The following is a 13,852-nucleotide window of genomic DNA, read 5'->3' on the forward strand; positions in this document are numbered from 1 at the left end:
CATTCAGAGGACAACTTGGTTGGTTAAACTTGCATCAGTGGACCGGAAGAACATTGTACAGATCACAAGAGGAGCTGAAAGAGATTGACACAACAAGTAGCAAAGGAAGTAAAGAAAAGAACACTATTCAAGAAAGTGTTACATATTTTACTAAAAGTCATCGCTGCAATCGTTATAGCCATCCTGCTTTTTGTAGCCATCGTGTATACGGTTAACAAAGTCAGCAGTTATTCAGAACAAAAAAGAACGGAACCATACGGTCAGCTGGTGTCAGTAGATGGGAAACAAATGAATGTTTCGATTCAGGGTAAAGGCGAAGAAACGGTTGTCCTGCTACCTGGTTATGGAACAGCGGCACCCGCACTTGATTTCAAACCGCTTATCGCAGAACTAACACCCTATTACAAGGTTGTTGTCGTTGAACCTTTCGGTTATGGTTTGAGCGATCAGACCGAGAAGGAGCGCAGCACAGCTAATATCGTAAGTGAAATTCATGAAGCATTACAAAGTCTCCATATTGACCAGTACATTCTCATGGGTCATTCCATATCAGGGATCTATAGTCTTGATTATGTGAACGAATATCCGGACGAAGTGAGAGCATTTATCGGGCTGGATAGCAGTGTTCCAACACTGAAAGAAGAACAGACGATTGATTCATCGGTGACAACTCCGATTAAATGGTTCCGTAACCTGGGTTTCCATCGTATACAATTGAAATTGAGCACGGACCCTTATGAAGGACTGCCGTATGATCAACAAACCAAAGAGCAAATAGACATGTTCATTCGTAAAAACATGTATAACAACACGCAATTAAACGAGGCAGAGAACATGTATACCAATTTTACTGAAGCTGAGAAGCTAACATTCCCTACAAATTTACCTGTTCTCCTCTTTGTTCAAGCGAATAATGCCGCAACGGATAAATGGGTTCCCGAACATGAAAAGCAAATAAAGGGATCTACACATGCTGAAATGGTCCTAATGGACGCGGGACATTATTTATATCGTTCCCATCCCAAAGAAATCTCTGAAAAAATAAAGCAGTTCACCAGTGAATTGAAATAAAAGAGGATGATCCAGTTGAACTCACTTATGTAAATAAATCATGATTTGAAACCGTTAATCCGAAAATATTAACGGTTTTTTTTATAAGTAAGAAATCGGTTATGGAGGTAAAACAGTAGTGACTTGCAAAAACAGTCCTAAGACAAAAAAGAAGCGAGCTCGTGTTAGCAGTACACGGATCGCTTCCTGTTGCGTATTCCAATTAATTTTAGAGTTCAAAATCCTACAGGTTTAGCGGTGCACATAGTCAAACTACAATATTTCAACTTTGTTAAACAAGTGCCATAGATGCCATTCCTCTAAACCGAGGGAAATGGCTCTAAGAGGATTCTTCCAAGGGTTTAATCTCCGGAAGTACAGACTCCAACATTTCTCTTACTGATGAGTGAAGTGGCTATAAAGGAAGAAGGAGGCCAGGACTTGAAGTCAAGCCAATGATTGCTGCAGCTGCAGCTGTGACACGAAGACTTCCGTATTGCCTGAATAGCTTCCAGATTGGTTCAAGCTGTGACCAGTATTGATCTGCCTCAGCGGCCCGACCTTCCAGTGTTAACCGGGTTATTCTCAAGCATAACCTGGGAAATAAGCCGCCTAGTACGGAGTACCCTACTTCACATCCTGTGTTCAAGCCAGTGATCGCAAACGCGTCCCCGCTCACTCCGATCGTCACATGTGAAGGAACAAGTTCACGAAGATTGTTCACCCGTTCTTTGGCTTTTTCTGGATCAGAAGGCACACCCGGAATTTTGATGGAATGTACATGGGGAAGTGTAGCAATTCGACCATGGAGCTCGTCCGTAAAATGAAAGTGCGAAGTACTTGGATTGTCATATACACAAAGTGGAACAGAGAGCGATGCTGTAACGTGTTCATATAATAAGTAGACTTCTTCTTCCGTTAATGTCTGATAAGAAACAGGAGCAAGCAGCACGGCATTAGCTCCTGCCCGTTGTGCATCTTCTGCTAATTGAAGCACCTCTGCTGTGCGTATTGCACTAATGCTTGTCATCACAGGAATGCTTTCGGCGGAACGGACAGCAAGTTGCAAGACCCGTAAACGCGCTGACCGGCTTAAATCGGCATAGTTGCCTGTGGATCCAAGAGCTCCGATCGAGTCAACTCCAGCTGTAACCATCCGCTCTACGATATTCACAAATTCTCTTTCGTTGATTTGATGTTCATTCATAGGGGTCAGGGGAAAAGCAGTTAATCCATGGAATATTCATTTCACTCCTCTAGTATGCAGATAAAGAATTACATAGAATTATGAGCCAAATGGGATGATTCTACAGAGCCAATTTGTATAAAGTTTATAGGGCCAATATATTCGGTGAGTAGATATGATTCTTGCTTTTCATATGGATCACAATAATAGTTCTGGAGGAGATAGGATCATTTACTTTGCAATGGTAAAATAGCTAAAAAAGGTCCAAGCTTTTCTCATTTTTCAACAATCAATAGAACAGGATTACATCAAGAAAAACATATACTGGGGGTCCTCATGTATAAACTGATGATCGTGGACGACGAACTGCTAATGCGGGTTGGAATTCGTTCCATGCTTAACTGGGAGGAATTTGGTTTTTGTGTTGTCGGTGAAGCTGGAAACGGGAAGGAAGGCTTGGAGCTTGCGCTCGAGGTTTCTCCCGATCTGATTATAACGGATATCAAGATGCCCATCATGGACGGTCTTAAGCTTATAAAAGAAGCATCTTTATTACTGAAAAACTGTAAGTATGTCATTCTGAGTAATTTTGATGAACTCCATTATGTGAAAGAAGCATTAAAGCTTGGTGCTGTAGATTATTTGATCAAAAGTGAGATTACAGAAATATCCCTGATTGAGCTCCTGACGAAGGTAAGACAGAAACTGCAAAACGAACAGAAGAGCCTGTCTAATGTACCATTTGTGCAGCATGATTATTCTAAGAGTCTAAGACATCTCAAGGACAGTTTCTTTCAGGATATTGTAAGCGGATTCATAAGTGAAAAAGATATGATTACAAAAGCAGAGGAACTGCATTTTCGCATACGATCTGACAGCCTTGTGGTTATTAAGTTTGTCGTGAACTATTACGAGGATGTGAAGAGGAAATATGTCGAGAAGGGAGAGAGGCTGCTCCGTTTTTCCATAGTGAATATTATGGAAGAGATCATTCCGTCGAAATGGGACAAAGAGATTTTAGTTGAAAGTTCATCCGAATATTGGGTTATCGTCAATCTCCCTTCTGGTAGCGGAACCAACCAAGTTGATATCCATAAACTATGCAATAAGCTTCTATCTTCTATAAAGGATTTTATGAATCTATCGCTCACGGCTGGTGTAAGTACTACGGTTTCCGGCTTTCGCTTTCTTAAGAAGGCGTGTCAAGAGGCGGAATATGCACTGAGGGAGAGTTTCTTCACAGGTAGCAACCAGGTATTGTTTTACGAGGATCTGGCTCAAGCTCCGGCTCGAAAAGAAGTAAATGGGATACTTAGCACACAGCAACAAAAAGACTTTTTGAAGTTGTGGGTAAGTAAAGACGTTCAAGAGGCGGAGAAGTTCTTTGAAAGGGTGCGATTGGATCTGGAAGCAAAGCGGGCGGATGAGAACAGTATTCGTAAGCAATATATCACCGTCATGGAAATGATGCACTCCCATCTGTCACGGGATCCAAGAAGCAGCAAGCCTTCTTTAGAAGAAAAATCGCCCTATGAAACGGTTCTGAGGGGAGAGTACTGGAAGGACATTCATCAAGAAATGCTGACACATATCGTAGATTGCTTCACAACCGATTCCCAAATCATGCAGGAGCTTACCTATGCAGATGTGGCGATTCAAATCATTGACAAGTATTATGCCGAGGATATTTCTTTGCAAAGCGTTGCTGGTCAGATTAATGTGAATCCGTCGTATCTCAGTCGGTTGTTCAAGCAGGAGAAAGGAGAGAACTTTATCTCTTACTTGACACGGGTTCGAATCGAACACGCCAAGACTTATCTATTAAGCCGAGAATTAAAAGTATATGAGATCGCAGACACGGTCGGATACCATAATTACACGTATTTCAGTAAAATATTCAAAAAGTCAGTAGGCGTTACTCCAGAGGAATATCGTGAGCAGATGCTTGGAACCATGTAATCCGTGAATAGAGGTGCAGCATATGAAGCGTACCGGGCTCTTCCGCATCAAGTACAAAATATTGGTGATTTGTCTGACAGTGATTATCCTTCCGGTATTCGTGATGACCATCAATTCGTATTACTCTTCTGAACGGCTATTGGCACAGAATTACACGAAGCTGCTGAGCGATCTGGCGAAGCAGACGAACATTCGCATTGATGAGTTTCTCAAGGAGATAGAAAAGATCTCGCTGCTGGCCAGCAATGGACTCAGCGACAGTTTATCGGCGACACATGATGGAAGCTTTCCGATACAGGATTTCCTGCGGGATGGTAAGGAGCAAAATGAGATTGCGGCTTATAATCTTCTAATGAATTACATCATGATGAAGGACCGCGTATTTTCCATTTACCTCTATAACCTGAACGGAGGACAGGATCTGTTCGTTAGTCCACACCAGCCCATAGATCCCAACTTCAAGATGGCGAACGAGTTATGGTTCAAAAAGTTCATGCATTCCAATGACCGAACGATCACGTTGACAACCCGCATCGATAAGCAATTGGAAAATAAAGTCCTGGCCGTATCACACGCACGAAAGATTCATGATGTGACAAATGGAAAATTGCTTGGTGTCATCGTCGTCAGTATCGATATCAAATTCATTGAAATTGTCAATCGCAACCTGCAGGAAGGGCTCCGTTCAAGGTTTATGATTGTCGACGAGGATGACAAAATTGTGTATAACGTGAATGACCAGCTGATCGGGACATTGTTCCGAGACAACGTTCGTCCAGTGGAGTCAATGAATATCGTAGTAACCAGTCCGCTTAGTCAGCAAAAATGGACAACTTACTTATATATGCCTTTAGATGAGCTGACTGCAGATGGAAAAATACTGGGTCGCAATCTGGTCATGCTGGCTGTCGTCATGTCTCTTTTTGCTGCCATTATTTCAATCTTTTTATCTCATGTGATAACGCGTCCGATCAAGAAACTTCTACGCAATATCGCACTGGTTGAAAAAGGCCAGTTCGAACAGGTGGAAGATGTTCGTTCACGAGACGAGATCGGGCATTTATCGGTTCGCTTCAATAAGATGTCACATGAACTGAAGCGAATGGTCGAGAGAATGCAAAAAGAAGAAATTGAGAAAGCGGCAGCGGAGATGCGAGCGCTTCATGACCAGATTAACCCTCATTTTCTGTACAATACACTTGGATCGGTGAAATGGATTGCATCCATGCAGCAGGCTGACAAAATCGTGGAGATGACAGATGCACTGATATCGATGCTTCGTTATGCGACCAAATCGGATGGAACATTGGTAACCGTTCGTGAGGAATTAGATAATATCGTCAATTACGCAACCATTCAGAACGTCAGGTATTATGGGTCTATTCAGATGAGATATGAGATTGAAAATGGGCTGCTGGATTATCTTATGCCGAAGATGATTTTACAGCCAATTATCGAGAACGCAATATTTCATGGTCTTGCCGAGATCGAAGAAGACGGCATAATTACGATTCGAGTTCAGCCACAGGGCAATGATATTTCAATAGAAGTCTGCGATAATGGTGTCGGCATGGAACAGCATGCAGTCCATAATGTTATGGAGGGAAGGGTTGATACAGGCACGGGTTCCAATGGGATTGGTCTTTATAATGTACAGCGGCGCATTCAACTTCATTTTGGCAAGCCCTATGGAGTACGGGTAGAGAGTAAGGTGGGCGAAGGTACGATTTTTTCCATCCTCCTGCCTGCCATTACGAATGTACCTGATTAAAAAATAAAGAGGCTTGCAGCAAATGCTGCAAGCCTCTTACGTTACCCTTTAACACTACCAAGTACCAAACCCTTCGTAAAGTATTTCTGCAGAAACGGATAAACGAGCAAAATAGGAATGGCACCCAAAAACATCTGGGCGGCACGCCCGGTTCTGGCGTTCATCATGGAGAGCAGCTGCGTGTAATCAGAACCTGATTTCAGCATGATTTGTTCAAAGCTCTGCAGAAGAGTCTGAAGATAGCTTTGTAACGGATAATTGGCCGGATTGTTCATATAAATTATTCCGTCGAACCATGAATTCCAATGGGCAACGATACTGAACAAACCGACAGTCGCGAGAGCAGGTTTAAGAAGGGGGAGTAGGATACGGAACAATACCTGTACAGGACCTGCACCATCAATAATAGCTGATTCTTCGATTTCCTCTGGCAATCCCCTGATGAAATTCATAAGAATGACCATACTGAAGACGGGTAGAGCCCCGGGTAATATCAATGACCAGATTGAATCAATCAGTCCCATTTTGACCACCACGAGATAGGTTGGGATTAAACCGCCGTTAAATAACATCGTCACGATGAAAAATCCCATATATACATTACGACCCATCAATTTTTGCTTCGATTTTGAGAGCGGATACGCAGTAAGCACGATCAGGGCAAGATTAATGAATGTTCCGAGCAGGGTTCGTTTAATGGCTACCCAAAGGGAAGAATAGAATGCTCCGCCAGATAATGCAAATTCATACGCTTTAGTCGTAAATTCCACGGGCCAGAATGTAACACTTCCTGCAGATACAGCCGCACTGCTGCTAAAAGAAACAGCCAGCAGGTTGATAAACGGCAGAATACAAAGCAGAGAGATGATCATTAATACGGTGTAGTTCACGATATGAAACAAACGTCTGCCTATACTTTTATCGTTGATCATCGTGATGATCCTCCTTAGAAAATACGATAGCCTGCTACCCTATAGGCCAGGAAATAAGATAGGGCCATCAGTATAGTGGAAATGATGGACTTGAATAACCCGACAGCAGTACCGATGGAATATTGCGCCTGTTGAATCCCTAACCGATATACATAGGTATCAATAATATCGCCCGTCTGATAGACGACAGGGGAGTATAGGTTATAGATTTGATCAAAACCGGCGTTGAGTACATTTCCAAGCGACAATACGGTCATCAAGACGATGGTTGGCATGAGAAGTGGCAAGGTAATATAAAGGGTCTGCTTCCACCGTTTGGCGCCATCAATCACAGCAGCTTCATAAAGTCCGGGGTCTATGCTCGTTAGGGCTGCTAAATAAACGACGGTTCCAAAGCCGAAGCCCTTCCAGATATCACTCACAATCATGGTCCATGGAAAAATGGATGGTGTGCCAAGAAAGGAGATTTTCTCCACCCCGAATACCCCTAAAAATGTATTGATGATGCCATCAGCGCTAAGAATATCAAGCATGATGCCAGCCATAATGACCCAAGAGAGAAAGTTGGGGATATAAACCAGTGTTTGGAACGTACGTTTAATTGAACTTCTTACTACTTCGTTAAGCAGTAACGCGAAGATGACGGGCACAATGATGCCACCAATGATCTTGAAGATAGACATATACAGCGTGTTCCAGATGGTCCTAATGAAATTGGGCTGACTAAATACGTGCGAGAAATTGTCCCATCCTACCCATGGGGAATTGAACCCCAGCCCCGGATTGTATTTCTGAAAGGCAATCACGAGGCCGTAAAATGGAATGTAACTGAAGATGAAAACCAGAACCAAGCTTGGTATCAACATTAAATGGTAGGGACTCTGCTGTTTTAATTTTCTCAGCATTTCTAATTCCTCCGTTCACGGTAATGAAGATTGCATCTCTAGCAAAATAAAAGGGGAGAGAAATTTCTCATCCCCGCTTCTAACCTTATTATTTTCCGTAAGCTTCATTTACTGCCCGGGTTGCTTCATCTCCTCCTGCTGCTCGCCAGTTCTCGACGATGACATCGAAATGATCGATACTTTCCGTGCCCATGATGATCTTGGTGAATCCCTCTGTCAGGATATCATCCAGGGTTGTACCATAGCTCGCCAGAACCTCCGGGGTAACTCCCCATAGTCCTGTCTTGATATAGTTGCCGCTATCGAGTACTTTTTTCGCAAGACCATAGGCATTCTTTGGAGCGCCTTGTTGCAAATAATCACCGACCGCTCCTGGGGTTGCATTATCCTTGAATTCAACACTGTTGTTATATTTTTGCCACATTCCCGATGTCGTGAGCCCGCTGGTATCTTTGGACTGAAGTGCTGCAGATACAGCCTCAAATTGCTCATAGTCGGAGTTCGGATTAAGGACTCGGAAAGCTCCAACCACGTGAGCGATATCGTTGTCCAGTAAGGCGGATAACGTTTCTTTGGATTCCTTGCCCTGGCCTTCATCGACGATATAAGCATAGTCGTTCAAGATTTTGATGACTTCTTCAGGGTGTTCAAATCCCTTTTTCATGACAATATAGTTGCCGTTAGCGAAGGAGATCGATTGTTTCGCTTCCTTTCCATCAATTGTTGGGATGATATATGGGTAGAAGATGGCATCCTTGCCCAAATTGGATATTGTATCGACTCCAGGATTATAGCCCCACCATTGATAGTAAGGCTGCATGCCCACTTTGCCGGCTACAATATCGGCATTCATCGCGTTAAAGTCTTTGATCGCGAATTCCGGATCGATAATGCCTAGCTTATACCATTCGGCCCATTCAGCCAGTGCGGCTTTCATCTCGGGTTGAATCGAACCATATACCAGCTCTCCGCTGTTATTCTCAATCCAGATATCGGGATGGGCGTTCCATGCAATGGCAAGCAGGTTCAGATAATCTAGCGATTGATCTACCGCGATGCCATAACCACCGTGCTTTTCCATAAATTTCAGTGCAATATTCTTGATGTCTTCAACCGATTTCGGATCATCTAGACCCAATTCTTCCTTCCAATCGTTTCGGATCCAGACGAAGTCCGGTTGCTCAATAAGTCCCCAGTGCATTTGAGGTATCCCGTACAACTTGCCGTCCTTTTTACCAGATTCGAAACTGTCTGCATCCGCTTTCATGTAACCTTTGAGGCGCTCGGAGGCGTGCTGATCAAATGCATCCGTAAGGTCCATGACCATATCTGCTTCGACTAACTGCCGTAATTGTGAAGGGTTCACCCGAAATACGTCAGGAAGATCGTTCGATGATATGGCCAAATTCAGTTTTGTATCGTATTCATCACTAACCCAGTCTGTTTTAACATCAATATTCAGTTTCTCTTTGTATCTTCTAATCCACACATTGTTGGTAATATCGTCACCCTTCGGATATTTCGCAGAAGTGTATTCAGAGGTTACGGTGTGTATGGTTACTGTTCCAGTTTCGTTGGTTCCTGAGTCATCATTCGTTGAACTTTTCCCGGAGTTGCCATCATTGGTGCACGCAGCCAGTAATACGGTTGATATGCATAAAGACAACAAGACCATTTTGCTTTTCTTGTTCATTTCAGTTCCCCCTTATTAGCGATATTTCAGCGAATCTATTCTTGAAAATATTGTAATCTAGAAAGGAATAACGCGATATCAAAGTTATTGACGAGAACGCGTAAGTTTTTTTACTTTTGACTCAGAGAGGAGAATCGAGAAGAGAGGAACATGCACTTATTTTACTTTTGTCTAAACTTTTTTTTACTCAGGAGAGTGGCTAGCGATTTTAGATGATGGATGTGATTCCTCATGAACATTTTCATTTTAAGGATGAAAGCTGAACCGATGGCTTGTCAGCCAAGTATACCCTTCCTTTGGTTTGGAGAAGCTTTAACCGTTTAACACAAAATTTAATCTGAAGGAATGGTACCATATATGCTTGATTCCAAAACGATAGAAATCGTCAAATCAACAGCACTTGTATTGAAAGAGCACAGTGCACAAATAGGAAAACGATTTTATGAACTGTTATTTAGAAAAGCACCAGAACTGAACAACATTTTTAATCAAACGAATCAAAAAAGAGGGGTTCAGCAGGAAGCATTGGGTTATGTCGTTTATGCAGCTGGCGAATACATCACCAACCTGGATGCATTAACTTCAGTTATCAGACGAATCACAGAAAAACATCGAGCCATAGGAGTCAAACCCGAGCAGTACCCCATTGTAGGCGAAACGCTGCTAGAAGCAGTCAAGGATGTGCTTGGTGACGCTGCTACCGATGAAATCATCGAAGCTTGGGGCAAAGCTTATAGCTTCATTGCGGATGCGTTCATAAGTATTGAGAAAGAACTATATGATGAGACGGAGAACCAAGTAGGAGGCTGGCCAGATTATCGTACCTTTGTTGTAGACAAAAAAGAAAAGGAAACAGGAGAGGTTACCTCGTTTTATTTAAAGCCACAAGATGGACAAAGCATTGCCAAATACAAAGCCGGTCAGTATTTGACGATAAAAGCAAACATACCTGGTGAAACGTATACTCATATACGTCACTATAGCCTGTCTGATGCTCCAAACAGCGAACACTACCGAATTACAGTGAAACGTGAAGAGGCAAGTCACGATGATCCGGATGGATTGGTATCGAATTACTTGCAAGAACACGTTCAAGTAGGTGATACATTAGAATTCTCCGCTCCAGCTGGTGACTTTATAATAGCGACCACAGAAGAGCCTCTTGTTTTTATCAGTGGAGGAATCGGAATCACGCCTGTTTTGAGTATGCTGAATACGGTTGTCAAAGAACAACCGGATCGTCAAGTGACCTTTATCCACGCCACTGCCAACAGTGGGACACATGCCTTTAAGGAACAACTGCTTGAGATGGAGAAGAGTCACCACAACTTGAAATCAGTGGTATGTTATTCTTCTCCAACTGCGCATGATCGGGAAGCTCGCAATTTTGATTTCGAAGGAAGAATTGATCTGAAGTGGCTGCAAACCGTAGTTCCTTCAAAGAAAGCTGACTTTTACTTCTGTGGTTCCATTCCATTTATGGAGTCGATATATCGGATCTTAACAGAGTGGGGGATAGAACAGGCTAACATACATTACGAAGCTTTTAGTCCTCTGGCTATGTTAGGTGAGGAATAGAATTGAAAAACGTCTGGGAGTATTTTTTTCAGTTAAGAGTCAAAATCAATGTAAATTCAGTTGTGTAACAGCGGATCTCCTGGGCTTACACCCAACCCAAATAGTAATTTTGGGCATAATGTGGTGATAGGTCAATTACCTATAAGGAGTGATTCTGAAAATATGGCATACCCACAACCCATGTTTCCCTATCCTGCTAATTCCTTGGGACTTCAAAATTGCATTAATCGTTTCACGTATATGTGGCTTAGGAATGGAGATAATTTTTGGTTTTTCTTGACAGCGGTCGGGGAATCAATAGCTTACGGCTATAGATTTTTTGGTGGGAGATGGAATCAGTATTCAATTGGATTGCGTGAAATTGGTTCCTACAATTGTTCTCCAGTTCCAACGTTATATTAAATCAAATGCAATGAAGCTGCTGAATATTGTTTTCGGCGGTTTCTTTTATGTATAAAGTACTCAGAGGACAACTCTTATAGAGTAAAGTGTAGATATACTTTTAGAATACATATCTTCCGAATTTACTTGCACCACAAGTTTCCCAAATATAGCTTGACCTAAAGTTAACTCTAAGAGCTATACTGTCTAAAGGTTTAAAGTAATTTTTAGAGAGAGGTATGGATCAATGATTAAAGGCAACAAATGGAATGTTGCAGGCTTGGCCTTATTGTTGGGTTTATTTTCAACCTTAGGCCCATTTACGATCGACATGTATTTACCAGCATTCCCTGAGATTGCAGCAAATTTCAATACGAATGCTTCACTTGTTCAGTTCAGTCTTACTGCTTGCTTACTAGGGCTGGGTATGGGGCAACTGGTTATGGGACCACTGAGCGATGCTTACGGTAGACGAACACCGCTGCTGATCTCCATGGCCGCCTACATTATTTGTTCATTGGCGTGCGCCTACGCTCCAAATATTGGGCTGTTGATTTTGTTTCGCTTCACTCAAGGTTTCGCGGCTTCAGCAGGGATCGTCATTTCCCGCGCGATAGCTCGCGACCTATACAGTGGACACGAGCTCACCAAATTCTTCTCTTTGTTATTGCTTGTAGGGAATTTGGGGCCTTTGGCAGCACCCATCGCGGGCAGTGGCGTTCTTTCATTTACGTCATGGATTGGTGTGTTCATCTCACTTGCAGTTCTGGGGATTTTCTTATTGGCAATGACCAAATGGAGTCTGAAGGAGACGAACCCGCCGGAACGACGCGTCGCCCCCAACTTCAAACTTCAACTGCGTAACTATGGTCAGCTTCTGCGTGACCGGAAGTTTGTCGGTTACATGCTGGCACAGGGGATTATGACGGCTGGAGTCTTTGCATATGTAGCAGGAACACCTTTTATCTATCAAAATATATATGGAGTCACACCTACGGTATTTGCTATATTATTTGCTTCTAACGGGATCAGCCTGATCATCGGCTCTCAAATCGTGGGACGGCTGGCACAACGTATTCCTGAGCAGACCCTTCTATTGTCGGGACTATGGCTAGCATTAGCGGCAAGTGTTGCTGCTTTGATTGTAGCCCTTGCTCATGGCCCACTTTACGCTCTGGTCATTCCGTTGTTCTTCTTTGTATGCTCTATAGGGATTACGTCAACAGCGGCATTTCCACTTGCCATGGAGAGTCAAGCCAAAAGTGCCGGAAGTGCTGCAGCATTACTCGGGGTCGTTCCCTTTTTGCTTGGCGCGATGGTGGCTCCATTGGTCGGAGTTGCCGGTGAAGACACGGCTGTTCCATTAGGGCTTACATTGTTAGGAACCAGTCTTGCTGCAATTATCACTTACTTCGTACTGGTTAGAAAGGTATCACATCCTACCTCCCCACATGCTCAGTCCGAACTAAACGTTTAGTTTGTTCTACAGGAGCTGTAACCACAATCATGTTTAGACTCAAACGTGTTTACTACGAACGAAAAGTCGCTAATTTAGCGACTTTTTTGTTTTGGGAACGAATTTCTTTATATCCTGTGCTCATGCTCATCAAACGCGCGCTGAACACGTTGTATCGGGTGGGAGGCACAGCAGCCAAGCATTAAGCTCGACTGCGGGTACCCATTTAAACCAAACAGTTCAAGAATTCCGCTTTCGTTCCTCCGTTAATCTCAATGGACCCTAGTTAGGCTGAGAAAAAAGTCAAGTTGACTTCGCACCTCTCAGAAAGATGCCCACTAATCTTCGGCCCAGTGCAAGATTAGATTCATACTTTTGCGGAGTATTTTCCCGATTACCCATTAACATCAGGGTCGAAAAAGTCTCCGCTAAGAACATGGGATCGTCTTCGCGCAGCGTTTGCTGGTCCATAGCCAACCGGAAATGGGTTGCTAATACCTCGTGAATGCGGACTTCGGCTTCTCTAATTTCCTGAACTTGATTCTCTTCAAGAAAAGGCTCAGCTTCTCTGATCATTGTTTCAACCTCTGCATGCGGATTCGCCAACCTGGCCTCGGCCAATCGTATAAGTCCATCCTCCAGATGTTCAGCATCATCAAGCAAATCTGAGGTTACTCGGCGAACATTCTGGAACATGGTGATCATAGCCACCTTAAAAAGTTCGGGCTTGCTAGCAAAGTGATAGTATATGGTTGGTTTAGACACATTGCATCGTTTTCCAATGTGTTGGAGCGTGACAGTTTCGTAGCCGTATTCCTTGAACAATTTGGAAGCCGTTAAAATGATCGTTTGCTGAATTGAAATTTCGTTGTCCGTTTGCTTGGGTCTTCCAGGCATACGTTTGGATGAATTTTCTGGCATTGCACACTCTCCTCCATTTG

At 43.1% G+C, this 13,852-nt stretch carries 10 protein-coding genes and 1 pseudogene; 6 read left to right on the forward strand and 5 right to left on the reverse strand.

Features of this window, described 5'->3' with window-relative positions:
- The first annotated feature begins 84 nt into the window (after positions 1 to 84).
- The gene (locus ABGV42_RS03915) at positions 85 to 1,071 is read left to right on the forward strand and encodes an alpha/beta fold hydrolase (protein WP_347380463.1); all 987 of its coding nucleotides are present in this window, start codon (positions 85 to 87) and stop codon (positions 1,069 to 1,071) included.
- Between the two features lie 397 nt (positions 1,072 to 1,468).
- On the opposite strand, the pseudogene ABGV42_RS03920 reads toward ABGV42_RS03915, so the two are convergent.
- Positions 1,469 to 2,293, reverse strand: a pseudogene (locus ABGV42_RS03920) (dihydrodipicolinate synthase family protein); the annotation flags it as partial.
- A 279-nt stretch (positions 2,294 to 2,572) separates the two neighbouring features.
- Between ABGV42_RS03920 and ABGV42_RS03925 the strand changes: the two are divergent.
- The gene (locus ABGV42_RS03925) at positions 2,573 to 4,195 is read left to right on the forward strand and encodes a helix-turn-helix domain-containing protein (protein WP_347380464.1); all 1,623 of its coding nucleotides are present in this window, start codon (positions 2,573 to 2,575) and stop codon (positions 4,193 to 4,195) included.
- A gap of 22 nt (positions 4,196 to 4,217) precedes the next feature.
- Positions 4,218 to 5,966 (forward strand): cache domain-containing sensor histidine kinase, encoded by a 1,749-nt coding sequence (locus tag ABGV42_RS03930; RefSeq protein WP_347380465.1) that lies wholly within the window; start codon positions 4,218 to 4,220, stop codon positions 5,964 to 5,966.
- Between the two features lie 41 nt (positions 5,967 to 6,007).
- Here ABGV42_RS03930 and ABGV42_RS03935 read toward each other — a convergent pair whose 3' ends face one another.
- From ABGV42_RS03935 to ABGV42_RS03945, 3 genes are all read right to left on the reverse strand, one after another.
- Entirely contained in the window at positions 6,008 to 6,898 is an 891-nt protein-coding gene (locus tag ABGV42_RS03935; RefSeq protein ID WP_347380466.1) for a carbohydrate ABC transporter permease, read from the reverse strand.
- A gap of 14 nt (positions 6,899 to 6,912) precedes the next feature.
- Positions 6,913 to 7,803 carry an ABC transporter permease gene (locus tag ABGV42_RS03940; RefSeq protein WP_347380467.1) on the reverse strand — a complete coding sequence of 297 codons (891 nt, stop codon included), beginning with the start codon at positions 7,801 to 7,803 and terminating at the stop codon, positions 6,913 to 6,915.
- A gap of 88 nt (positions 7,804 to 7,891) precedes the next feature.
- Complete coding sequence (locus tag ABGV42_RS03945; protein WP_347380468.1) at positions 7,892 to 9,496, reverse strand: hypothetical protein; 1,605 nt, start codon at positions 9,494 to 9,496, stop codon at positions 7,892 to 7,894.
- Positions 9,497 to 9,853: 357 nt separating this feature from the next.
- Between ABGV42_RS03945 and hmpA the strand changes: the two genes are divergently transcribed.
- The 3 genes from hmpA to ABGV42_RS03960 all read left to right on the forward strand — a co-directional run bounded on the left by hmpA (position 9,854) and on the right by ABGV42_RS03960 (position 13,117).
- Entirely contained in the window at positions 9,854 to 11,074 is a 1,221-nt protein-coding gene (gene hmpA, locus ABGV42_RS03950) for an NO-inducible flavohemoprotein (RefSeq protein WP_347380469.1), read from the forward strand.
- Between the two features lie 628 nt (positions 11,075 to 11,702).
- Positions 11,703 to 12,932 carry a multidrug effflux MFS transporter gene (locus tag ABGV42_RS03955; RefSeq protein ID WP_347380470.1) on the forward strand — a complete coding sequence of 410 codons (1,230 nt, stop codon included), beginning with the start codon at positions 11,703 to 11,705 and terminating at the stop codon, positions 12,930 to 12,932.
- 29 nt (positions 12,933 to 12,961) lie between these two features.
- Complete coding sequence (locus tag ABGV42_RS03960) at positions 12,962 to 13,117, forward strand: hypothetical protein (protein WP_347380471.1); 156 nt, start codon at positions 12,962 to 12,964, stop codon at positions 13,115 to 13,117.
- A gap of 97 nt (positions 13,118 to 13,214) precedes the next feature.
- Here the strand turns inward: ABGV42_RS03960 and ABGV42_RS03965 are convergent, their stop codons facing one another.
- A complete protein-coding gene (locus tag ABGV42_RS03965) occupies positions 13,215 to 13,832 on the reverse strand; it encodes a TetR/AcrR family transcriptional regulator (RefSeq protein WP_347380472.1) in 618 nt (205 codons plus the stop codon).
- Between the last annotated feature and the right edge of the window lie 20 nt (positions 13,833 to 13,852).

Origin of the sequence: Paenibacillus pabuli (assembly GCF_039831995.1) — a bacterium.
Lineage (GTDB): Bacteria > Bacillota > Bacilli > Paenibacillales > Paenibacillaceae > Paenibacillus > Paenibacillus pabuli_C.